Genomic DNA, 24,920 nt, shown 5'->3' on the forward strand with positions numbered 1-24,920 from the left:
CAGGAATGAAATCCGATATCCTCTTTCTTATAACGGTGAAAGCTCCGTTTTACCTAATAAAATTTCAGCTTAAAACTCCAGAGGGAACTTCAAAGTAACTGCCACTGCAGGGTTCTCAGCCGCCCCCACTCTCTGTAAGCTTTAGATAAATTTACTTTCCTCTATCATAGTCATGTCAATATTTATTTTTAATTATGCTAACATGATAATCCTTTAAAGTCAATATATTTTTAAAGTTCCGATTAATTTGCACCAATTACTAAATTGTATATGCTGAACTCATAATGTTTATAATGATTAATTTTATTACTGGACCTACCTTCCCCCAACAAAAAACATAACTGCCTGCAAGGAGCTGTTTAAGGCACCTACAGGTGGTTAGTCGATTTCATGGTGAAGGCGAAACACATTAAACCACAATATAAAAAAACTCCGATACTTATGATATGATTAGCTGTAACTGATCAATATCTAGCTTTTTCATATACAAACTTGCTACTTTTTCCGCTACTTCTCCTGTAAATGCTATGCATTGATTTATATGTTCTCTTGACCCTAATTCCATACCTTTTGTTAACAATATCCCCTATTTCCCCACATATGTAATAGACATAACTTTACCGTCTGTATTTACGGAGATCCACAACTAATTACCAAAAATATTCAACTTTTTCCCCTCAGAGAAAGGTTTACCAACAACACTTTCTAAGTTGCAATAATTTAAAGCCATCATAATGATGGGGTCAATTTTGATTGGGTCAGGCTGGCCTTGTGTCATACAATCTTCGTTAACAAACGCAGCAACAATCTCGCCAAAGAACATAGTAAAACCCCGTATTTCCTTACTATCGCAAACCTTGCAGAGAAAATTCAGCGGACACTCTTCTATCATCGGCGCCTGGCCTACCCTATCAAAAAATGGTGTAAATAAACTCGATTTATCAACGTTCTTACCGGAAGTTATGCCACAGAAATCCATTTCTTTTACCAATACCGTTGAAGGAATATTGACGCTGAAATAGCCAGTCTGCATAATCCCTTCTGTAATATAATGAGTATTTTTCAATGACACGCACAGCACAGGTTCAAGACAAGCGCACCCTCCCGCGCCAACAGTAGTATATGTCGGCTTTTCATTCATCATTGAACCAACAATCATAGCTGGAAATGGCCCAACTGCTCGATTTTCAAGTTTAATTTTTTTCATTTTCAATCTCTCCTTTTTGCATAGCTCAAAACCCAGACTCGATGTTTTTATATACAACAATATCAATAAAAAGGTATGACTATGTATTATATAAATTCGTTACGTTGCCCATAAACAATAAGTGCAACTTGCTTAATAAAAATTAGCTTTCCTATTATAGCATATCCATAAACTTTTTTCTGCATATTATTAAAAAGGCCTTGATTTTTTGTGCGTATGCATGCAATATGCGCACAAGAAATCAAGACCTTGACCCTTTCATACATATTTTTTAATGCCTATTTCTTACTTTAGCATCTTACATTTTTGTAATCTTAAGATTATAAGTCTTTAAGCTCTAGTTCTCCGTATTGAGAGACAATAAAAGGGATACTTTATACGTATATAAAATATCCCTTACTTTAATGACTATTTTTTTACCATAGATTTCTTAACTGCATTAATCTCATTGGATCTCAACTTATTCACATTTAGATTTTTAAAATTTAAATTCTTTTTTATAGATTTTGTAGGACATATTTTTATACATTCCCCACATCTAATACATTCAGAGCTATTAGGATTTTTGTAAACTTCTATATTCATTTTACACTTGTGTTTGCAGATATTACAGCTTGTACATGTATTTTTATCTACTTCATATTTATAAAAACTCACTTTATTAAATAATGAGTAAAAGGCTCCTAATGGACATATATATCTACAAAATGGTCTATATATAACTATTGATGCTATAATAACGATAATTAGTAAAAGCATCTTCCAGGCAAATAAGTATCCTATGGCTCCTCTTAAAGATTTATTTAATAAAACTAACGGTATTCCACCTTCTAGTGTTCCCGCCGGACATATATATTCACAAAAATAAGGAGGACTTATTCCAAATTCATTTACTAAAAACATAGGTAATATTATAACAAATAATGCTAATATAATATATTTTAGATATTTAAGTATATTATTTACTTTTTGATTTACACTTACCTTTTTAAAAGGTATTTTATATAATAAATCCTGAATAAGACCAAATGGACACAACCACCCACATATAAATCTACCAAATATAACACCAAATAAAGACATAAGTCCAACTACATATAATGAAAAATTATACCTTATACTTCCAATAACAGCCTGTAAAGAACCTATAGGGCAAGATCCTAGAGCTCCAGGGCAAGAATAACAGTTTAGACCTGGAACACAGATTTTTTTTGTATTTCCTTTAAATATATTACCTTTTAAAAATCCATTTATGTTTGCATTTGTGGTTATAGCTGCAATAATTTGTGTTATTCTTCTTTTATCCAATTCCTATACACTCCAGACATATGTTTATTGCTTTTTTAAATACAGTTCTTACTTCATTTCTATATATCCCAGTGAAAATGAATAAAATGCTAATAATTAAGATACTATATTTTATAAATACTTCACTTTTATTGAATTTGCTTATATTCATAGATTTCACATCCTTTATTGATATATGAATTCTAATTGTATCGTCTACCTCTCCTATTATAAGATGAGGTAGTAGTTTATTATTTTATGTCTTTTAACCTCTCTTCAATTTCTCTCTTAAACTCTTCTTTACTTTTAGTTCCCATTAAAAAATCTCCAATAATATTTCCTTCACTATCAACAAAAAATGTAGTAGGAAATGTTGAAACGTCTTCTAATATACTATTTTTAATACTCTCATCTGGAATAATATTAGTATACTTCACATCTATTTTTGATAAAATTTCCTTAGCTAATTCTTCATTGTCTTCATCTGGAGTATCTCCAATAAGACCAATCACATTAATTTTCTCTCCCTTAACTTCCTCATAAAGCTTTTGAATATCAGGCATTTCGTCCATGCATGGCCCACAAAATGTACCCCATATATTTACCATTGTAAGCTTACTATCTTTTAAGATACTGCTATCTATTCCTTTACCATCTATAGTTTTAGTTTTAAATTCAAATTTCTTATATTTGCTTAATTTTTCTTTTCCTAATCTTAAATATTCTTCTTGTAATTTTAAATTTTCTTCTTGTATTCTTAATTTTTCTTCTTCTGATAATATCTTAATTAAGCTTTTAAAATTTTTAATTTCTCCATATATCTCTTCATAGTCTTTCTTAGATTTTTCTGATAAACCATTAGTATCAGGCTTATTATATAATAAGTAAAATTCAAGATTACCCTCTTTACCTATCAAATCCTTATTTTCATATGCTGGGAATAATTCTTTTGGATCCTCATTTTCTACTTTACTCTTATCTATACTTGTTACAGTACATAGTTTTTTAATTTCGTCATATAAATCCATACGTTTTTCTTTAATTTCCTTGATTTTTGCTTGGTCTGTTTCTGGAATTTTCTCTAAATCCTTCTCTAGCTTTTCGAACTTATCCATAGTCTCATCAGATCTAAAACTAATGTCTAACTGTATTATTTCTGTATTTTCGAATCCGATTTCGAACATCTCTATATTTTTTTCTTTTGCTTTCCACTTATTAGGAAGCTTGAATTTAACTCCTGAACCTTCAAAAATTTTTTCTTCACTTTCCTTTGTAGTATCTGTTTCTTTAACTTCATTTTTAGCTTGCTTTGAATCTCCTCCTGTCGACTTATTACACCCTACCAGTGATATACAAAGTACTGCTGTTATTAAAACTGTTAAAATTTTTCTTCTCATAATTGATTCCCCTTTATTTTTTTATATTACAGTATTAATTATAATAGCAACTAAAAATTTTAAAAATTTATTTACCTTACAAATCTATATTTGCATCTTACATTTTTGTAATTTTAAGGGGATATCAATAGAAAATGGAACTTGTTATGCATTAGAATTAAATGTTTGCGATAAATTATCAGAATGGGATGGACAAAATGTTTGTATGTATTTAGATGAATATATTTATTTTAATAGTGATGTAAGCTATATTTTAGGAAGGCAAAAAGAGATCGTTGAAATTTAAATATATTAAATAAAAAAAAGTATTGAGCTGGGATTTGCTCAATACTTTTTTCTATTAATATTACTTTTTTAACACCCAATAAGGCATAGCTGGAACTTCATCTTGATATATTGGAATTTTTACATCCTTTCGCGATGGGCCATAAATAGCTTTATGATTACACATTATCTTAGATATTTCTGATGGGCTTGATATAAAGTCATCATTAAGAATTAAAGCCTGCCATCTCATGCCACATGTAGCCATTTCGTATACAGGTTTAAATCCATTTCTTTTATAGAAGTTTATTCTACGTTCACGTAAATTATTTTCAGAAGGAGAGTCTTCAGAAACAGGTAGTTCTGATTCTGCTATTATATATTCATTTTTGTAGTATTTTTTAAGGGCTAATAGAATTTGACTTCCTAGTCCTTTATTGCGTAAGCTTGAAGACACGCCAAGATAATCTAAGAGTAGTAAATTTACATTTGGAGATTTCCAAATAGCTGCATATCCAAGCATTTGATTAGACTGCTCATTAAATAGACCTAATAAATCATAGCGACCAGAATTTCGAAGTTTTATAATATCGGCTAAAGGCTTTCTTTCTTGTGAGTTAAAATGCTTTTCAAACTCTTGTGTATACCAGTACGTTACTTCTGAATCTGTCATAAGACGAAGATTTAAATCACTCATTTTTGTCACTCCTATCGTTATTAAATATTTGCTAATATATTACTATCTCGTTACTACCGTTAAATAACTAGATAATCAGAAATTTGATAGTTTGATAATATTATAGTGTATAAAAGAAAAATGCTGGTGATGAAGCAATATTTTTTCAAAATTCAGAATTATCTTAGCCATAAGACTTCTCCTTATTAGACTCAATTATTTATTTCAGCATTCACAAGCTGCTGAACCCTTCCAAAAGAAATTTCTTTATTTTCTCCACCTAACATTAAAAAACTTTTTGCTAAATCTTCTACCGTAGGCTCTAATATGTTCATAAATTGGGCATATGCAAAGTTAAATTTAGGATCTTGGACATCTTGTCCAAATACAGAATAAAGTAATCCCTCAATCATCTGATCCATTCCCCATAGTTTTAAATGTAACAATTCATGGATAATTAAGGCCTCTAAATTAGTTTGTTTAGGGTTATAATTGTTTATTAAAAGAATGGCTTTTCTATCGTCCATGTCAATTTTGATATCACCGGTTTTTCTCCACTCCTTATTAACAATTTCATATCTAATATCCCAATCTCTTAACCTCAAAATATTCTGCCATTTTTTTAGGAATATTTCTATCTCTTTTTCATCGAATTTCATAGTACATTTCCCCCACCTATCTATACTTGTAATTTATAAGAAACTATTTATCTTTTACTATAACTATAAAAGGTATTCTGATCCATATTTACTATGTTTTTACTTATATCTGTAATTTAATTGTATCATATAAATTATGTAAGTTATGTAAAATACCTCATATCAATAAAATTAATGATTTCTCTACAAACTATTGGTAATATTATTAATGCTGTTGAAGTAGCACATTGGTTTAGCTCGTTTATGCAAACTAGATTTAATATTAATTTCTATAATAAGTGGAGAATGATATCAACTTCAATACAGCTAGTTCTCTGTATTGAAATGCAATAAAAGGGATATTTTATACGTATATAAAATATCCCTTACATTAATACATAATACCAAATTATCAAGTATAAATACTATGCTGTATACCAAGATTCTTGATTTTTATACATTTCAGAATATATACCATCTTTTTTTAATAATTCCTTATGAATACCTTCTTCTGAAATCTTCCCTTCGTTAAATACTACTATCCTATCTGCTCTTTTTGCAAAACCTAGCCTATGAGAAATAAATAAAACTGTTCTGTCCCCTGCTAAGTCATATATCATATCATAGATTTCAATTTCTGATATTGGATCTAAGTAGGCCGTCGGCTCGTCTAATATCCATATATTAACCTCTTCATTAGCTAATAACCTTGCAATCGCAAGTCTTTGCCACTGTCCTTTTGATAGTTCAATCCCCTCTTTTAATTGCCCTAATTGAGTATAAATTCCATTAGGTAATTTTTCAACTCTTTCTTTTAAACCTACTTTATCTAATAGATTCCATATCTCTTCATCTGAAAACTTATGTCCATCATATCCAACTTCAATATTTTCTCTTATAGTCATTTGATATTGAGCAAAATCTTGTAATATACAGGAAACACTGCACCTTAGTATTGACTGTGCTCTTACCCCACTATGCCCATCAACTAAGATTTCTCCGTCCATAGGATTAGTAAGTGCCATTAAAAGATTAGTGTAGGTAGTTTTCCCGCTTCCGTTATGTCCTACTATTGCTATCTTTTCTCCTGAATTTATATCAATTTTAAGATTTTTCAAAGCATATCTTTTCCCTTGAGGATAGGTATATATAATGTCTTTAAAAGAAATATTAGCTGCTTTTTCCTCAGTATGTTTCTTATTTTCTTCTTCATAATCCATTATTTCATCATAACTTTTAATAAATCTGCAGTTTACCTTATTGTTTGTAATTGTGCTTTGTATACCTTCAAAAGTATCTATCACATTATTAAAAAGTTGATTACACAATAAGAAAAATCCTATTTCATGCTTACCTTCAGCTATTTCAAAAGCTACATATATAAGCATAGCTATATATGGCAAATTAAAAATAAATCTTGCCATTTGAAGAGTTATCTCAAATTTTTTAAATATTTTCATTCTATATTTATATTCTTTATCATATAACTCACTCCAGCGATTACTTACAAAAGAAAAAAGCCTATTAAATTTATATTCTTGGTGTGTAACTTTATCTCCACTAAGGCTAAAAAAGTAATTTTGTTTTTGACTATAGGGATGAATTTCATCCCAAATATTACCTATACTATTATACATATTACAAGTAATCTTATTAAAAGTTATTACAAGTACCAAATATACAACAACTACTAGTACATTAATTTGTATTAAGAAATATCCATAGACAATAATTTGAAATATAGATTGTATATAAAACATAGTACTTTCAATAAAATTTTTCATAGTTTCTAAAGTTTTATCTCGCACTTCATGTATCTTAACATAGGTGCCATTGCTTTCATAATAGTCTATTACAATATTAGAAAGTTTTCTGTTTAGCTGCTTTTCAAAGATATAAGAAAGGCTCAAGTTTAATTTATTTGTAAGTAATGTCTTTATAATATCTATTATTTTAAAAATTATCTTTGCTAAGGTAAATAGAGTTATGCCAATAACCACAGATTTAAAATCTACAGTTTTATCAAAAATCCTATAGGCTGAATTTATTGTGTACTCTGTAGCCTTTAATAGTATAAAGGTGTTAATAGCCGATAATACTGCTGTCAATATCAAAAGTACATATGTCCCTGGGCAACTTTTATAAGCTAGAGCATTTACCTCTTTTAATGCCTTTATTGTATAACCTTTTTCCTTTTTACGCTTAGGCACTAACATCACCTTCCTTATAAAGTTCTTCTTGTGAAGTAAATAATTCATAGTACTTACCTCTAAGTTTTAAAAGTTCCTCATGAGTTCCACTTTCAATTATGCGTCCTTCATCCATAATGCAAATACGATTTGACATCCTAGCAAATCCAATTCTATGTGATATTAAAATTGCAGTTTTATCCTCTACTATATCTTTAAATTGATTTAGCATTCTCATCTCTTCAATTGGATCTATAGCTGCTGTTGGCTCATCTAATATTAAAACACTAGGTTCTCCCATATAAGCTCTAGATAAAATTATTCGCTGCCATTGACCGCCGCTTAAGTCCTCGCCAGAATTATCATACTCTTTACCTAACATTGTATCTATTCCATTAGGTAACTTATTTATTATCTCCTTTAAATTCCCTTTTTCTACAGCTTTATCAATTTGATTTTCATCATTAAAATTTTCAATCATTCCTACAGCTATATTTTCTTTTAAAGATGTACTATATCTGGTGAAATCTTGAAATCCTATACCAAAATATCTATATAAGCTTTCCTTATCATAAGTTTTTATATCTTTACCATTAAGCTCTATTGTTCCTGTGTAACCCTCTAAAAGCCCGCACATAAGCTTTGAGAAAGTACTCTTGCCGCTACCATTATATCCAAGAATGCTTATAACTTCCCCTTTTTTAAAAGTGAAATTTAAATGATTAATAGCATTTTTCTCTCCATGAGGATATTTGTAACATACATTTTTAAAGGTTAGACTTTCGAATTCCTCATTACAATTTTTTATTGGCAAGTTAGATTCTGATATGCTTTTTAGCACTTCCAAATTTGCCTTTCCTGTAAAATTCTCATATCTTTCTACATACTGATAGTTCTCAGCTAACTCCTTTGATACTATATTCACTATATATCCAATATTATTGGTAAGTGACCACATTATTGAATTTAAAAATACGAACTCTCCTACAGCTAACTTTCCAATATAAACAAGGTATAAAAAATAAACTGTTAATCCATAGGTCATAAGCTGCTGAATAATTGTAGATATATTTGATAGTATTGTGGCTTTCACCTCAAACTTATATTTAGAAATACTATATTCCTTATAAGATTTATCCCACTTTTCAAGGAATTTATTTTGTAGCTTAAAAATTCTAAGTTCCTTTGCATGATTTCTTGAGGAAAGTAAATTTCTATAATAATCCCCTTGACGTTCTGCATTAATGTAAGCCTCATTCAATGCCATACGCTTCTTTACAATATATCTATTTATAAACATTAAAACTAAGGATAAAAAGAATATACATAGTAATATAATAGGGTCAAAATATGAAATAGCTAGAGCTGATAAAATGAGTCTAAAGCTAGATAAGGCAAGTTTATTAAAAACTGTAACTGCTATCTCAGTAGTATTATCCATATTTTTTCTTACAAACTCATAATTATCATAAAAATTATTATCATAAAAATCATCCTGCTTAGATTTATAGCTCTTGTATAAAAAGAATTTTGAGAAAAGCTTTTTAGATTTTCTAGTATAGGCAGTTATCATCATATCCTCACAGTTTCCTGTATTACCACCGATACATATCATTAGAAAGAAAAATAATATAGGAAGCATTATTTTAATACTATACTCTCCAGTACCTTGATAATATAATATTGTATCCGTTGCTAATTTAAAAGAATAACTAACCCCAAGGCCAGCCAATGCCATTATAAGCAGCACACTAAGATTTATAATAAAAAATACCGGTGCTGAAGCAATACTTATTTTACAAAAATTCAATATTCTTTTAATCATTTAATTCACCTCTCAATAAAAAGAATCGTTGATATGCCCTTTGACTCCTCTTCACTTGGTTCCTTTAATAATCCTCTATTAATTAAATTTTTTAACACATATGTTTTTAAGCTAGTTAATTTATTTTGGCAATAATACTTCAAAGTTTTATGCATATGGATAGGTTGGCCAACTTTCTCTATTTCGTAAATTTTTCTACTAAACTCTTTAGCAACCCTTTTTAGAGTTTCAGAAGGATCTGGTAACATTTTTTCAAATCTATCTGTGCTTTCAACGCTATTAAAGTAAACTATATTAATCTTATAGCCATCTTTAGTTTTTATTAAATATCCTTTATCTATTAACCTTCTATATGTATCTATATTTACAGCATTCTCCATCAAATCTTCATTAATAAAATGATAAAGTCCTACATAATCTGAAGTAAGATTATCTCTCCAGCCCATATCTCTATTACTCCATGTGGTATTTAGTTGCCATGATAAAATTTTTAGTTCCTCATTTTCTCTATACATATCTCCACAGTAGCCATAGTTAAATTCATCACATTTTTTTAGCTCCTTTTGAATCTGAGCAAAAGCTATATAGTTTCCCCCATCTTTACGTAGAATGGTTACCTCATCATAGGATATCTGCATTAACTCTTTAAATGAAAGCTTTTTCGTAACATAAGGGATTACACTCCATAAAAACAGATTGAAATCATTGTTAGGATAATAAATATTTAGTTCTTTAAATTGTTTCTCCATGTGGAAAAACTGAAGCAAATATTCTTCTACTATTATATCAGCATATTTTTTGCTTAACCTGTACATCTCATCCCATTTTGCATCTGAATACTCTAAAATCATCATATTTGTTTGGTATCTCCTTCCAAGCGACTTATCTACAAAACCATACTCTTCTAACTCATTAATTTCATCTTCTACAAAAACAGGTGATATTCCAAGCTCCTCCGCAATTTTATTTATTGTTAATGGCTCGTGGTAAGCGGCATAAGCTATATTTTGCGTTATAGACTTTCTAAAAAAATCACTTGTATCTCCCCTCTTTCCTGGTTCTCCATCATGCCCCATATTTATAAACTTAACGGGGTTAATGCCCAAATTTCCAACTGTTCTCATTATCTCCATACCCTTTTTCATCTCCTTTTTACTTTCATAAAGATGCCACTTTATAGTTCCTTCTGATAGATCTAATCTTTCAGCAATTTCTTTGACTTTTAATCCTTTATAGTAATAAAGGATAACTATTTCCCTCTGCTGATTTGATAAAAATGATATTTCTACTCTTAGCTTACCTGTTATTTCATTTTCTATAATGTCACTATCTATTCTTTCATTAGATGAAATATTTATATTATCAATAGACAGATTGCTAGTTATCTTTGTTTTATCATCAAGATATTTCGTCCATACATTATGAGCAATTTTAAAAACATAACTATTTAGATTAATAAAACTATCCTTTTTTACAAGCACATCATATACCTGGAGTATAATTCTACTAGTAAGCTCTTCAGCTTCAGTTATATTTTTAGTCTTATTCATAGAAAAACCATATAGAGGTTTTATATATTCTCCTATTATTCTATCTGCTTCCTTCTTTTTCAAGATTAAACCCCTCTCATTCTCTTTTATACTTATATACTGTCTAGTTTTTAAAAAAGGTTGGTAAATAAATAAAATTTTTAAAAATAAAAATTCCATTCATTATTAATACTTAATTGTACTAACTTTTATATAATCTTACATATTGATTTTTTAATTCTGAAAAATATAAAAACACCTAAAAGTTACTTCAAAGTAATTCCTAGATGCCTTTCTTATTTTTTTCATATTCTTACAACTCTGTAAACCTTTAAAAACTAATTGAAAAATTTATAGCCCAAGATCTATAATAGTTTTTGGATATGTTTTTTCTCTTTCATCTATACTAGCAGAAATATTATTATAATCACCTCGTGACTCCACAATCTTATAACCTATTGAAGCTACACGATTTCTTAGACAAACATTACATTCTGCTGCTTCTTCCCCAGTACATATTTTATTGTCGTATAAATCATATTTTTTTCTAACATTAACAGGTGATAGATTTGGCATTAATACATTAGCTCCGGATAATATTCCTTTTTCTCTACCTTTACTATCAAGTGTACCAAGTGCAGTAGTTGCTGGAATAAGAGCTTTTGGAAGCATAAGTCTTAAAAGCCCTATTAAAAATAAAGTTAAATCTACACTTCCTGATGGAAAACTTGCAAATTTTGTATCTTTATGCGAAACAAAAGGACCTATTCCTACCATGTGAGGAGATAACTCTTTAATAAATAGCAAGTCATTAGCTATATGTTCTGCTGTTTGGTAAGGTGAGCCAACCATAAATCCAGTACCTACTTGATATCCAATTTCTTTTAAATTATATAAGCAATTTTTCCTGTTCCCTAAAGAAAGTTCAGTGGGATGGAGTAGTTCATAATGTTCTTTATTAGCTGTTTCATGTCTAAGTAAATATCGATTCGCTCCTGCTTTAAAATACTTTAAGTAACTTTCATAATCTTTTTCCCCCATTGAAAGTGTTATAGCGCAATCAGGATAGTTCTTTCTAATATTACTAACAATATCCACTATTATATCGTCTGTAAAAGAAGCATCTTCTCCACCTTGTAAAACAAATGTACGAAAACCTAACTTATATCCTGTTTCGCAACATGACAATATTTCCTCCACATTAAGCCTATATCTATTAGAATTTTTATTACTTCTTCTTATTCCACAATAATAGCAATCATTTTTACAGTAATTTGTAAATTCGATTAGTCCTCTAAGATAAATATCCTTCCCAAAGTGTTTCTCACACAAAGATCTAGATTTTGCAAAAAGATATTCACTAATTTCAGCGTTAAAATTTTCTATCAAAAAGATGAACTCTTCTTTTTCTAAGCTATGTGTCTTATATAATTTATCAATTAAATCCTTCATATATTTTTATTCTCACTCCTCTTAAATTACTAGTTTATATCGTATCATCTTAACTTCTATGTAATAAGATTATATACAAAAAAGTGGATTCTTGGGAATCCACTTTTACAATGTTATATAAAAAATTATTTTCTGTATACTCTTTTATTTCTATAAGTTCCTAGTATTATAAGCTCTATACGTTTATTTCACTAGTTTCCCCTAACAATTCTCTATTGGATTCTAATATTGGATTAACAATTTCTTGAATGAAATCATCAACTTGACCACTAGCTCTGCCGGTAAATTTGCTTGGATTTATAATTGAAAGAACTTCATCTTTTGTAAGGTTAAAGCTCTCATCTTCTATAATCCTTTGAATTAAGTCGTTGCTCTCCCCTTCTTCTTTAACTTTTCTTGCTGCATCCATGGAATGAATTCTTATTCTTTCATGTAATTCTTGTCTATCACCACCGCGCTTTACAGCCTCCATTAATATATTTTCCGTTGCCATAAATGGCAATTCGTTATTAACGTGAGCTGCTATTACTTTAGGATATACAACCATATTTTCTGTTATATTCAAGTATAAGTTTAAAACTCCATCTAAAGCTAAGAAGCCTTCAGCTACAGATATTCTCTTATTAGCAGAGTCATCTAATGTTCTTTCAAACCATTGAGTTCCAGCAGTTATGGCTGGATTTAATGAATTTACTATAATATATCTTGAAAGCGCACTTATCCTTTCACTTCTCATTGGATTTCTCTTATAAGCCATAGCAGATGAACCTATTTGATTTTTTTCAAAGGGTTCTTCCATCTCTTTCATATTTTGAAGTATTCTTAAATCGTTACTAAACTTATATGCACTTTGAGCAATTTCTGATAAAGTATTTAAAACTATAGAGTCTAATTTTCTTGAATAAGTTTGACCTGTTACTGGGTAAGAGGCCTTAAAATCCATTTTTTCACAAACTATCTTATCTAACTTTTTAACTTTATCTTCATCGTTATTAAATAAAGCCATAAAACTAGCTTGAGTTCCTGTAGTTCCTTTTACACCCCTAAATTTCATATTATCAATAACAAAATCTAAATTTTCTAAATCCATCAATAGTTCCTGTATCCATAATGTAGCTCTCTTTCCTACTGTAGTTAATTGAGCTGGTTGCAGATGTGTAAAACCTAATGTAGACATATTCTTATACTTCATAGCAAAAATACTTAATTGATTAATTACATTAATAAGTTTTTTTCTAATTATATGCAGCGCTTCTCGCATAACTATAAGATCAGTATTATCTCCTACATAACAGCTAGTAGCTCCCAAGTGTATAATTCCCTTTGCCTTTGGTGCTACTAACCCATAAGCATAAACATGGCTCATAACATCGTGGCGTATTTCCTTTTCTTTTGCCTCTGCTGCTGCAAAATCTATATTATCTATATTTTCTTTTAGCTCATCTATCTGCTCTTTCGTAATATTAAGGCCTAGTTCCTTCTCTCCTTCTGCTAATGCAATCCAAAGCTTCCTCCAAGTCTTAAACTTCATTTCATCTGAAAATATGTATGACATTTCTTTTGAAGAATATCTTTTATTTAATGGTGAACTATATAAATTTCTCATGGTTTCCTCCGTACTTAATTTATTATTATTGTTGTATCATTCATATTATAACATACTTAATTCAAAAAAGTAATACGTTTGTTCGTGTTTAATCTGTTCTAAAAGAATATTTAAAGCATATATTTATATAAACATATAAATATCTGTTTTAGGGGGAATATTATGTATAGAGTCAATTTATTAGACAAACTATCCTTTGTATTAATAGTAATTGGTGCTTTTAATTGGGGACTAGTTGGATTATTTAATTTTAATCTAATATCTAAGTTCTTTTCATTAATCCCATCAGAATCTATTACTGCATTTTTAAGTAGATTTTTATATATCTTAATTGGACTAGCTGCAGTAAACATATTAAAATTCTCTATGACTTGTTACAAATCAAATAAATGATTAAAGAAAGCCTATGCATATTATATGCATAGGCTTTCTTATTTTATACTATTTCAAAATTCTTAAATATCTTTTACTAAATTCCGTATCCACTTTTTAGAAAAAAGCCTTGGAAAGCAAAATGATATTTTAACTAATTCTTCTAAGTACACCAAGGAAACTATAAGCTCTATAGGCAATTTAAATACTAATGCACCTAAAAATGCAATAGGGACTGCCACAAGCCAAATTCCACTCATCTCAAGTATTAATGAGTATTTTGTGTCTCCTCCACTTCTCAGTATTCCTACAATGAACAGCGAACTTATCATTTTAAAAGGCATAACAAAGGAAAATACTCTAAGTATTATCTTAGCACTACGAATGACTTCTGGCGATACATTATACAGTGAAACTATTGATGATGAGAAAATAAATAATAATGCACCTATAAGTATTCCCAGTGAAAAGCTTACTTTAATAAATCTTTTAGCAAAAGTCATAGCATTTTCTTCCCTATTGGCACCAATTTCATTTCCTATCATTACAGCGCAAGCATTAGCAAGTCCAAAAGCTGCTACAGTAAATATATTCTGAACTGTACCTGCAATTTGGAACGTAGCCAATGCGTTAGTACTAATTTTTGCATAAGCTACAGAATACATAGTTATGCCTAAAGACCAAAATATTTCATTTATTACTACAGGATATATGGTCTTAATTATGTTAAATATAAATTCCTTACTTAAATCACAAAATTCATTTAACTTGCCAGCTAAGGCAGTTTTTCGTATATATGTAACAGATAAAATTAATACCATCTCAATTACTCTTGCTATAACCGTAGCTATAGCTGCACCTTTAACTCCTAAAACAGGAAACCCTAATTTTCCAAATATAAGTATTGCATTAAAAACAGTATTACATATTAATGCAACTGCACTTGTGATCATAGGCAATTTAGCTCTCCCAATACTTCTTGATGCAAAAGAAAAAGCAAAACTAATGGCGGTTATTACATAACTCCATCCTACAATTTCTAAATATTCTACTCCTAATGAAATAACTTGTCTATCTTTAGTAAAAAAGCTCATAACCTTCGTAGGAAATATCAATGCTACTACTGTAAAAAATATCGATCCTATGCTCCCTAAGATTATACATAATCCCAATACTTTTCTTATACTTTTAACATCCCTCTTCCCCCAAAACTGAGCTATAAATATAGCACACCCACTATTTAATCCAAAAATAAATAAGGAGAATAAAAAATAAAATTGATTTGCAAGGCCTACAGCTGCAATTTGTGCTTCTCCTAATTTTCCAATCATCATAGTGTCAACCATATTTAGTGATGATGATATTAAATTTTGAATCATAATTGGAAGTGCTAAAGATAACATTGTCTTATAAAACCTTCTTTTGTTATCTAAGCTATTCTCCATATGTCACTTCCTCCCCAAATAAAATATATGTAACTTTTCCCAACATTCATAATAGCATAATTCTTTTTCTTTCTCTAGTAGAAAATTCTCTACATTAATATAGGTATATAAAAGAATCAGGTTTATAAATTATTACATTTATAAACCTGATTCTTTATAAACCTGATTCTTTATAAACCTGATTCTTTATAAATTATCTTCTATTTTAAATTACTAAGCTCAGTAGCTAATTTTGCACCTAATTTTGCATTGTTGTATACAAGTTGAATATTTGCTTCTAAGCTTTGTCCTTCAGTAATTTCCTTAACTTTACCTAATAAGAAAGGTGTACTTTCCTTACCTTTTATCCCTTTTTCTTCTGCCTCTTTTACAGCATCATTTATAGCATTATTTATTTTATCAAAGTCCATAGCGTATTCACTAGGTATTGGGTTAGCTACAACTACTCCTCCTTGTAAGCCTAGATCCCATTTAGCTTTTAAAGCTTTAGCTAAGTCTAATTCACTATCAATTCTGTAATCTACTTTGAATCCAGATTTAGTAGTAAAGAAAGCTGGTAATTCTTCTGTTTTAAATCCGAAAACAGGAACTCCTTTTGTTTCTAGGTATTCTAATGTTAAACCTATGTCTAATATAGATTTTGCTCCAGCACATACTACTGCTACATTAGTTTTTCCTAATTCATCTAAATCTGCAGATATATCAAAAGTTTCTTGCGCTCCTCTATGAACTCCACCTATTCCACCTGTAGCAAAAACTTTAATTCCTGCTAATTGTGCAATTATCATAGTAGCTGCTACTGTTGTTGCTCCATCTAATTTATTTGCTACTATAAATGGCATATCTCTTCTACTCATTTTAATAACATTTTTAGCTTTTCCTAAGTATTCTACCTCTTCAGCAGATAATCCAACTTTTATCTTTCCATTTAATATAGCTGTAGTTGCAGGTACAGCACCATTTTCTCTTATTATTTTTTCTACATTTAATGCAGTTTCTACATTTCTTGGATATGGCATACCATGAGATATTATTGTAGATTCTAACGCTACTACTGGTTTTCCCTCACTTAATGCTTTTGATACTTCTTCACTTATTTCTAAATAGTTTTTTAACATAATTCCATCTCCTTTAATTTTTCATTAACACTGTCTAAATTTATATTAGGATTAATTGTATTTTCATGGGATAGTGCCAAATGTGAACATCCCATAGCAAATTTTATAGTATTATCAACATCAAAATTATTTAGGTGACTATAAACTAACCCAGCAATAAAAGCATCTCCTGCTCCATTTGAGTTAACTACCTTTATTTTAGAATTAGGTACATATTTGGATGTAAACTTATCTTTATAGTAAACCCCTTCTGCCCCTAGAGATATAAATACTCTTTCTACTCCTTTGTTTAAAAAGTAATCACATACCTTTGGTAAATCTTCATTACTATTAATCTTTATGCCAGATAATATTTCTGCTTCATATTTATTTGGCTTAATAGTATGAAATCTTCCAATAATATCTCTAACTTTTTTACTTTTTTCAGTAGAAACCGTATCTAAGAAAAATTTTGTATCTTTAAAATTATTTACTATATATTCAATAACTTCTTTAGGAAGATTGGTATCTATAATACATATCTTCGAACTTTCAATTACATTTTTCTTTTGTTTTATAAAATCAATAGACATATTGTCTAGAATATCCATTTGTGATATAGCTACATGCATATCTCCACTTGAATCCAAAATTGACATGTATACTGATGAATCATATCCTTCTAATTTTAAACTATGTTCTAAATCAATACCTATATCCCTACATTCATTTAATATTTTCATACCATAGATATCATCACCAATTGTGGTTATTAATCTAGTATTAACTCCAAGTCTAACTAGGTTTTCTGCTATATTTCTTCCTACTCCACCTAATGAAACTTTTATATTTCCAATATTAGAATCTCTATATCTTAATTCATTAGACGAAAATCCCAAAATATCTACATTAGCACCACCAATTACAGTGACAAAATTTTCATCATTAATTATATATCCTTTACCGGATATATATCCTTTTTTAATAAGATTTGCAATATGAACTGCTACTGAGGATCTAGTAATTCCTAAAACTTCACTGAGTTCATTTTGAGATATTAAGGGGTTAGATTTTATTAAGTTTAGTATTTCTTCTTCCCGTTTTGTCATTTTAACCTCCTAATCCTATGCTTATTTCATAAACATTTGTTTATGATTTTACTTTATTTTATCATAGCTTTGTTAAAAAAATCAACAATTATTTAAAATTATTTTTTTAGCTTTGTATAATTTTGTTTATTTTTTATCAATATTTTTTAATTACTTTAAAAAAGTATTAAAAAACCTCTTATTTTTTCTACATTTTTTTCAATATTGCTTATAATTATTGCACCTTACATATTTAAGCGGTATAATAAATTATGAAAATTTGTATTATTTATAACAAAAGGAGGATCATTATGGGACTTTTAACTTTCAAAGGTGGAATTCATCCCCCACATGGAAAGCACTTAACTGAAAATAGTGCAATTGAAAGATTACTTCCAAAGGGAGATTTAGTCTTTCCTATGTCTCAGCATATTGGTGGTGAATGTGAACCAATAGTAAATAAAGGAGATAGAGTTCTTGTAGGTCAAAAAATTGGACAGGCTGCAGGATTTGTTTCTTCTCCAATACATTCAAGCGTTTCTGGAACTGTAAAAAATGTTGTTCCAATGCTTCATACAAACGGTAGAAAAATTATGTCTGTTATTATTGAAAATGATGGATTGTATGAGGAAATTGAAGCTACAGGTCATGATTATACAAAGCTAAGTAATGAAGAAATAATCTCTATAATTAATGAAGCTGGTATAGTTGGATTAGGTGGAGCGTGCTTCCCTACTCATGTAAAATTATCTCCAGGCAGCGATAAAAAAATTGATAGCATTATAATTAATGCTGCAGAATGCGAGCCTTACTTAACTTGTGACTACAGATTAATGGTAGAAAACTACAAGGAAATTATTGAAGGAGTTAAGATACTATCTTACATGTTTCCAAATGCAAAATGCTACATAGGTATAGAGGATAATAAAAAAGATGCTATTTCAATAGTGTCATCTGCTGTTGCAGAACTAAAAAATATAGAAGTTAAAGCTTTAAAAACTAAATATCCTCAAGGAGCTGAAAAACAATTAATTTATGCTATTACTAAACGTGAAGTACCTACAGGAAAGCTACCTGCTGACGTAGGATGTATAGTTCAAAACGTTGCAACTGCATATGAAATTGGAAACGTTCTATCTACAGGTAAACCTTTAACTGAAAGAGTAGTTACAGTTACTGGTGAAGCAGTAAAAACTCCTAAGAACTTAAGAGTTAAATTAGGAACTCCAATAAGCGAACTAGTTGAAGCATGTAATGGTTTTAATGAGGATCCAGTTAAAATAATTTCTGGTGGTCCAATGATGGGTACAACCCTTATTTCAATAAATACACCTGTTATAAAAGGAACTTCCGGAGTATTAGCTTTAACTGCAAAACAAGCAGAACTTACAGAAGAATCTAGCTGTATTAGATGTGGAAAATGTGTAGGTGCTTGCCCAATGTTCTTAAGACCATATAGACTTAACAGTTCTGTAGTTAGAAGAGATTTTGAAACTTTTGAAGAGGATAATGGATTATCTTGTATTGAGTGTGGTGCATGTACTTATGTCTGCCCTGCTAAACGTCACTTAACTCAAACTTGTCGTGAAGGAAAAAGAGTAATAATAAATAATAGAAGAAATAAAAAATAAATAATCGAGGTGAAAAATATGTCAGATAAATTAAATACAACGGCATCATCTCCTCAGATAAATTCTAAAGAAATCGAGGTAAATAGTATGTCAGATAAACTATATACAGTATCATCATCTCCTCATGTAAAGTCAAAAGAAACCGTTAATACTATAATGAGAGATGTTATTATTGCATTGTTACCTGCTCTAATAGCTGGAATATATTTTCTTGGAACTGGTGCTTTAATAGTTACTGCTACTTGTGTTATTTCATGTGTAGCATTTGAATATTTATTTCAAAAGATTACTAAAAGACCAATTAAAATATATGATTTAAGTGCAATCGTTACCGGAATATTATTAGCGTTCAATATGCCTCCAACAACCCCTATATGGGTAGCAGTTATTGGAAGTGCATTTGCAATTATAGTAGTTAAATGCTTTTTTGGAGGTATTGGCCAAAATATAGTTAACCCTGCTTTAGCAGCAAGAGCATTTTTATTATCTGCATATCCAGTTCATATGACAACATGGACTTTAGATGGTGTAGCTACAGTTACTCCTCTAGCAATCTTTAAAAATGGCGGCGGTGCAATGCCTCAACTTTGGGATGTGTTTATAGGTAATGTTGGTGGATGTATAGGTGAAACTTCAGCACTAGCATTATTAATAGGATTTGCTTATTTACTTTATAGAAGAGTCATTAAACTTCACATACCTGTAAGTTATATAGCAACTACTTTTATACTAACATTAGTACTCGGAAAATTTGGAAGAGACGGATTTGTCGCACAACAAGCTTTAATAGAAATGTTTTCAGGCGGATTAATCTTAGGTGCTTGTTTTATGGCTACTGACTACACCACTTCTCCAATGACTACAAAAGGTCATATAGTCTTTGGTATTTGTTGCGGTATATTAACTGCAGTAATACGTATATTTGGAGGATATGCAGAAGGTGTATCTTATTCAATATTAATCATGAACTTGTTTGTACCTATGATTGATAAATTTTTCAAGCCACGTGCTTTTGGGGAGGTAAAATAAGTGAAAGAGAATTTAAAATTAGGTGGAATACTTCTTACAATAGCAGCTATTGCTGGAATAATCTTAGGAATTGCTTATTCTGTAACAATGGAACCAATTATGGCTAAAGAAAAAGAAGAAAAAAATGCTGCGATGAGAGAAATACTTCCAGATGCAGAAGATTTTGAAGAATTTAAATTTGATAATGCTGAAACACCTGAAATTTTAGCTGTGCAAAGCGGTGTTAAAAGTGGAGAAAATGTTGGATATTGCTTAAATGTTTCTACTAAAGGATATGGCGGTGATATTAACATGATGGTAGGAATATCTTCAGACGGAACAATAAAAGGAATAAAAATATTATCACACGGTGAAACACCAGGACTTGGAGCAAAAGCTGCTGAACCTGAATTTATGGATAAATTTAAAGATAAAAAAGCAGAAACAGAATTGAATGTTGTTAAAGGTGCTTCTTCAGGTGATGATCAAATTTCTGCTCTTTCAGGTGCAACAATTACATCAAAGGCAGTTGCTGATGGTGTAAATATTGCAACAAAAGTATTTAATGAACAATTGAAAGGAGCACAGTAATTATGAAAAAACTTATAGAAAGATTAAAGACTGGAGTAATTACAGAAAATCCTGTTTTCGTACAAGTTTTAGCTATGTGTCCTACACTAGCTGTTACAAGCAGTGTGCAAAATGCTATTGGTATGGGTATTGCAGCTACTGTTGTTTTAATTGGTTCAAACGCAGTTATTTCTCTACTTAGAAAACTTATTCCTGATAAAATCAGAATACCAGCTTTTATAGTTGTAATAGCTAGTTTCGTAACTTTGATACAATTTTTGCTTCAAGCTTACTTACCAGACCTTTATAAATCTTTAGGTATATTCATACCTCTTATAGTTGTTAACTGTATAATTTTAGGTAGAGCTGAAGCTTATGCCTCTAAAAATTCAGTAGTAAGTTCTATATTTGATGCTATAGGTATGGGTCTTGGTTTTACAGTAGCATTAACAGTATTAGCATGTATAAGAGAATTATTAGGTGCTGGAACAATATATGGAATTCAAATACTTCCAAGTTCATACGAACCAATGGGAATTATGCAACTAGCACCAGGTGCTTTCATAACTTTAGGAATTATACTTGCTGTAATGAATCAAGTTAAAATATCTAAAGAAAAGAAAGCTAAAGCTGTTAAATAAGCAATAGAGAGGTGAATAAATTTGGGACTTTTTGGTATATTTTTAAGTGCATTACTTGTTAATAACGTATTATTAGCTAAATTCCTAGGGATATGTTCATTCTTAGGAGTATCAAAGAAAACAGAAACTGCTAAAGGAATGGGCTTTGCTGTTGTATTCGTAATAGTATTGTCTTCAATCATAACTTACATTGTAAATATGTTTATATTAAAACCACTTAATATAGAATATTTATCAACTTTAGCCTTTGTACTTGTTATTGCGTCATTAGTACAATTTATTGAAATAGTTATAAAGAAAACTAATCCTAGTTTGTATAGAGCTCTTGGTATATTCTTACCACTTATAACAACAAACTGTGCTGTACTTGGTATCGCAGTTTTAAACATAGAAAATGGATATAACTTAATTGAAGCTATAGTTAACGGCTTAGGAGCTTCACTGGGATATATGCTTGCCATAGTTCTTTTAGCTGGTCTTAGAGAACGTATGGAAGAAAATACTGATATGCCTGAAGTATTTCAAGGATTACCGATTGCACTAGTAACTGCTGGTCTTATGGCAATTGCTTTCTTTGGATTCAATGGTCTTATATAAGGAGGTCTTTTAATGGAATTAAAAGCAATTTTATATCCCGTATTAAGCCTTGGTGGTCTTGGACTTCTATTTGGTTTACTACTTGGATATGCTAACGATAAATTTAAAGTTGAAGTTGATGAAAGAATCCCTTTAGTAAGAGATTGCTTACCTGGAGCAAACTGTGGTGGATGTGGTTTCGCTGGTTGTGATGCATATGCAGAAGCTGTAGTATCTGAAGGCGTAGCTCCTAATTTATGTTCACCTGGTGGTTCAGCTTGCGCTGAAAAAATATCTAATATTTTAGGTGTATCTCTTGAAGAAAGCGATCCTAAAGTGGCTTATGTAAGATGTAAAGGTACTTGTGGTGTCGCTAAAGAAAAAAGCTTATACTTTGGTATAAAAGACTGTAATGAAGCTATGAACGTACCTGGTAGTGGTTCTAAAGCTTGTATGGATGGTTGCTTAGGATTAGGCAGTTGCGTTAAAGTATGTAAATTTGATGCTTTAGAAATAGTAAATGGTGTTGCGCAAATTATAGAAGATAAATGTGTTGCCTGTGGTGCTTGTGTAAATACCTGCCCTAAAGGAATCATAGGACTTGTTCCAAAGAGTTCTAAGGTTCGTGTACAATGCAACTCAAAAGTTAAGGGTAAAGAAGTTATGGATGCTTGCTCTGTAGGTTGTATATCATGCTCATTATGTGCAAAGAATTGCCCAAAAGAAGCAATTGTTATGGAAAATAATTTACCAGTAATTGATTACGATAAATGCGTAAATTGTGGTATTTGTTCAAACAAATGTCCTAAACATTCAATTGAGAATTTACGTAAACCTAAAGTTGCTGAAGTAGCAAATTAGTTATATAATATAAATAATAAAAGACTTACAATTGTAAGTCTTTTATTATTAGAATTTAAAATAAATTCTTTTGAGGTGATATCATGGAACAAAAAGGACGTGTAAAAAAATTAAACGGTGACATTGCTGAAGTTGCTTTTGTTAAAAAGTCAGGTTGCGGCGGCAATTGTTCTGGATGTAAATCTGGCTGCCCTTCTGATATGCTACTTATAAGCATAGAAAATACTTTAAATGCTTCCGTTGGTGATGAAGTATTAGTTTCTATACAAGATAAAATATTTTCTAAAATGACCTTTTGGGCATATTTTTTTCCAACTGTAATGACCTTATTAGGTCTTATAGGTGGAATAGTCTTATTTAAATCCTTAGGAATGAAAAATTATGAATTATATGGTAGTGCTATAGGATTTATTTTCTTGTTATTATCTTATAGCTTATCAGGTAGATTAAATAAAAGATCTAATAAGGATCCTTTTACCTTCGAAATGATAAAGAAAATTTAATATTTGAGCCATGTTTAAAGAATTGCGTTTAAATATAGATTAAGGGAACTTTTTTTAAAGTTCCCTTAATCTATATTTGAAAAATATCAATTTTATTTTTCCTACTAATCTCTATTTTGTATTATAATAAAATTGCGTATATGAAATTTATATATAAACTTTACTTATTGGAGGAATGAAGATGAAGATAGGATTTTTTGATTCTGGTATTGGAGGTATTACTGTGCTACATGAAGCGTTAAAAATGTTGCCTCATGAAGATTATTTATATTACGCTGATACATCAAACGTTCCATATGGACCAAAGCCTAAAAATGAAGTAAAAAAATATATTTTTGATGCTATAGAATTTATTATAAGTCAAGAAGTTAAAGTAATAGTGATAGCTTGTAATACTGCTACAAGCATAGCAATAGAAGACTTGAGAGCTAAATATAATATTCCAATTATCGGAATGGAACCTGCTGTGAAGCCTGCTGTTGAAATAAATAAAAATACAAACAAACGAATTTTGGTAACAGGTACTGCTTTAACTCTAAAGGAAAATAAACTAAGGCATCTTATCAGTAGATTGAATAATGAACATATTGTTGATTTATTACCTCTTCCAGGATTAGTTCAATTCTCTGAAAAATTTGAGTTTAATGAAGAAGTAATATTACCTTATCTTAAAGAACAATTAAATAAATATGATTTAAATAATTATGAAACTATTGTATTAGGATGTACTCATTTTTCCTTCTATAAAAATATGTTTAAAAAATTATTTCCATCAAATATTAACATAATTGATGGAAATATTGGCACTGTAAGAAATCTTGAAAGAACACTAAACGAAATGAATTCTTCAAATGAAGGTAATGGCAATATCACTTTTTTTAATTCAGGATTTAAGATTGAAGATAAAACAAAATTAGATAAATTCAATGAATTATTTAAAATATTAGATGATATTAATTTTTAAGCTCTAATATATATACCCTTCCTAAATTTAATCTGTACACTCATAAAATTGTGCTAACAAATTGTTTTAGCTTATATTTATGTAATTGAGAATT

24 protein-coding genes and 1 other annotated feature (1 of these 25 cut by a window edge) are annotated in these 24,920 nt (G+C 29.8%); of the genes, 9 read left to right on the forward strand and 15 right to left on the reverse strand.

The window, feature by feature from the left end; translation table 11 throughout:
• Positions 1-177: a binding site (T-box leader), on the reverse strand (it extends 110 nt beyond the left edge of the window).
• A 262-nt stretch (positions 178-439) separates the two neighbouring features.
• From B2W91_RS15240 to purB, 12 genes are all read right to left on the reverse strand, one after another.
• Positions 440-580 carry a hypothetical protein gene (locus B2W91_RS15240; RefSeq protein ID WP_291582511.1) on the reverse strand — a complete coding sequence of 47 codons (141 nt, stop codon included), beginning with the start codon at positions 578-580 and terminating at the stop codon, positions 440-442.
• 66 nt (positions 581-646) lie between these two features.
• Positions 647-1,207: a flavin reductase family protein gene (locus B2W91_RS15245; RefSeq protein ID WP_291582455.1), complete on the reverse strand. Its 561-nt coding sequence runs from the start codon at positions 1,205-1,207 to the stop codon at positions 647-649.
• Between the two features lie 408 nt (positions 1,208-1,615).
• Positions 1,616-2,515 carry a 4Fe-4S binding protein gene (locus tag B2W91_RS15250; protein WP_291582456.1) on the reverse strand — a complete coding sequence of 300 codons (900 nt, stop codon included), beginning with the start codon at positions 2,513-2,515 and terminating at the stop codon, positions 1,616-1,618.
• Complete coding sequence (locus tag B2W91_RS15255) at positions 2,508-2,666, reverse strand: CD1871A family CXXC motif-containing protein (RefSeq protein ID WP_291582457.1); 159 nt, start codon at positions 2,664-2,666, stop codon at positions 2,508-2,510. Before B2W91_RS15255 ends, B2W91_RS15250 begins: the two co-directional genes overlap by 8 nt.
• Before the next feature lie 79 nt (positions 2,667-2,745).
• Positions 2,746-3,891, reverse strand: coding sequence for a TlpA family protein disulfide reductase (locus B2W91_RS15260; RefSeq protein WP_291582458.1), 1,146 nt, complete (start codon positions 3,889-3,891; stop codon positions 2,746-2,748).
• Positions 3,892-4,237: 346 nt separating this feature from the next.
• Positions 4,238-4,852: a GNAT family N-acetyltransferase gene (locus tag B2W91_RS15265; protein ID WP_291582461.1), complete on the reverse strand. Its 615-nt coding sequence runs from the start codon at positions 4,850-4,852 to the stop codon at positions 4,238-4,240.
• 191 nt (positions 4,853-5,043) lie between these two features.
• Positions 5,044-5,490: a hypothetical protein gene (locus tag B2W91_RS15270; RefSeq protein WP_291582462.1), complete on the reverse strand. Its 447-nt coding sequence runs from the start codon at positions 5,488-5,490 to the stop codon at positions 5,044-5,046.
• A 404-nt stretch (positions 5,491-5,894) separates the two neighbouring features.
• Positions 5,895-7,679, reverse strand: coding sequence for an ABC transporter ATP-binding protein (locus B2W91_RS15275; RefSeq protein ID WP_291582464.1), 1,785 nt, complete (start codon positions 7,677-7,679; stop codon positions 5,895-5,897).
• Positions 7,672-9,483 carry an ABC transporter ATP-binding protein gene (locus B2W91_RS15280; RefSeq protein ID WP_291582466.1) on the reverse strand — a complete coding sequence of 604 codons (1,812 nt, stop codon included), beginning with the start codon at positions 9,481-9,483 and terminating at the stop codon, positions 7,672-7,674. Before B2W91_RS15280 ends, B2W91_RS15275 begins: the two co-directional genes overlap by 8 nt.
• A 5-nt stretch (positions 9,484-9,488) precedes the next feature.
• The gene (locus B2W91_RS15285) at positions 9,489-11,096 is read right to left on the reverse strand and encodes a sigma-70 family RNA polymerase sigma factor (protein WP_291582468.1); all 1,608 of its coding nucleotides are present in this window, start codon (positions 11,094-11,096) and stop codon (positions 9,489-9,491) included.
• Positions 11,097-11,363: 267 nt separating this feature from the next.
• Entirely contained in the window at positions 11,364-12,464 is a 1,101-nt protein-coding gene (hydE, locus tag B2W91_RS15290; protein ID WP_291582470.1) for a [FeFe] hydrogenase H-cluster radical SAM maturase HydE, read from the reverse strand.
• A gap of 175 nt (positions 12,465-12,639) precedes the next feature.
• Positions 12,640-14,070: an adenylosuccinate lyase gene (gene purB, locus B2W91_RS15295; RefSeq protein ID WP_291582472.1), complete on the reverse strand. Its 1,431-nt coding sequence runs from the start codon at positions 14,068-14,070 to the stop codon at positions 12,640-12,642.
• A 162-nt stretch (positions 14,071-14,232) separates the two neighbouring features.
• Between purB and B2W91_RS15300 the strand changes: the two genes are divergently transcribed.
• Positions 14,233-14,463: a DUF378 domain-containing protein gene (locus B2W91_RS15300; protein ID WP_291582474.1), complete on the forward strand. Its 231-nt coding sequence runs from the start codon at positions 14,233-14,235 to the stop codon at positions 14,461-14,463.
• A gap of 62 nt (positions 14,464-14,525) precedes the next feature.
• Here B2W91_RS15300 and B2W91_RS15305 read toward each other — a convergent pair whose 3' ends face one another.
• From B2W91_RS15305 to B2W91_RS15315, 3 genes are all read right to left on the reverse strand, one after another.
• The gene (locus B2W91_RS15305; RefSeq protein WP_291582476.1) at positions 14,526-15,887 is read right to left on the reverse strand and encodes an MATE family efflux transporter; all 1,362 of its coding nucleotides are present in this window, start codon (positions 15,885-15,887) and stop codon (positions 14,526-14,528) included.
• A gap of 200 nt (positions 15,888-16,087) precedes the next feature.
• Positions 16,088-17,005, reverse strand: a complete 918-nt coding sequence (locus B2W91_RS15310; protein WP_291582478.1) for a pseudouridine-5'-phosphate glycosidase — start codon at positions 17,003-17,005, stop codon at positions 16,088-16,090.
• The gene (locus tag B2W91_RS15315) at positions 16,999-18,093 is read right to left on the reverse strand and encodes a PfkB family carbohydrate kinase (protein WP_291582479.1); all 1,095 of its coding nucleotides are present in this window, start codon (positions 18,091-18,093) and stop codon (positions 16,999-17,001) included. The genes B2W91_RS15310 and B2W91_RS15315 overlap by 7 nt, the downstream gene beginning before the upstream one ends.
• A 290-nt stretch (positions 18,094-18,383) precedes the next feature.
• Here B2W91_RS15315 and rsxC point away from each other — a divergent pair, with 290 nt between their 5' ends.
• The 8 genes from rsxC to murI all read left to right on the forward strand — a co-directional run bounded on the left by rsxC (position 18,384) and on the right by murI (position 24,826).
• Positions 18,384-19,703, forward strand: a complete 1,320-nt coding sequence (gene rsxC / locus B2W91_RS15320) for an electron transport complex subunit RsxC (RefSeq protein WP_291582480.1) — start codon at positions 18,384-18,386, stop codon at positions 19,701-19,703.
• 87 nt (positions 19,704-19,790) lie between these two features.
• The gene (locus tag B2W91_RS15325) at positions 19,791-20,732 is read left to right on the forward strand and encodes an RnfABCDGE type electron transport complex subunit D (RefSeq protein WP_291582509.1); all 942 of its coding nucleotides are present in this window, start codon (positions 19,791-19,793) and stop codon (positions 20,730-20,732) included.
• Positions 20,733-21,302, forward strand: coding sequence for an RnfABCDGE type electron transport complex subunit G (locus tag B2W91_RS15330; RefSeq protein WP_291582482.1), 570 nt, complete (start codon positions 20,733-20,735; stop codon positions 21,300-21,302).
• Between the two features lie 2 nt (positions 21,303-21,304).
• On the forward strand, positions 21,305-21,922 hold the full coding sequence (gene rsxE / locus B2W91_RS15335) for an electron transport complex subunit RsxE (RefSeq protein ID WP_291582484.1): 618 nt from the start codon (positions 21,305-21,307) through the stop codon (positions 21,920-21,922).
• 21 nt (positions 21,923-21,943) lie between these two features.
• The gene (gene rsxA, locus B2W91_RS15340) at positions 21,944-22,519 is read left to right on the forward strand and encodes an electron transport complex subunit RsxA (RefSeq protein ID WP_291582486.1); all 576 of its coding nucleotides are present in this window, start codon (positions 21,944-21,946) and stop codon (positions 22,517-22,519) included.
• Between the two features lie 12 nt (positions 22,520-22,531).
• Positions 22,532-23,359: an RnfABCDGE type electron transport complex subunit B gene (locus B2W91_RS15345; RefSeq protein ID WP_291582488.1), complete on the forward strand. Its 828-nt coding sequence runs from the start codon at positions 22,532-22,534 to the stop codon at positions 23,357-23,359.
• Positions 23,360-23,442: 83 nt separating this feature from the next.
• Entirely contained in the window at positions 23,443-23,862 is a 420-nt protein-coding gene (locus tag B2W91_RS15350) for a SoxR reducing system RseC family protein (RefSeq protein WP_291582490.1), read from the forward strand.
• Between the two features lie 181 nt (positions 23,863-24,043).
• Positions 24,044-24,826, forward strand: coding sequence for a glutamate racemase (gene murI / locus B2W91_RS15355; protein WP_291582491.1), 783 nt, complete (start codon positions 24,044-24,046; stop codon positions 24,824-24,826).
• Positions 24,827-24,920: the final 94 nt, after the last annotated feature.

It is taken from the genome of Clostridium sp. UBA6640 (assembly GCF_002455975.1).
Classification (GTDB): Bacteria; Bacillota; Clostridia; order Clostridiales; family Clostridiaceae; genus Clostridium_J.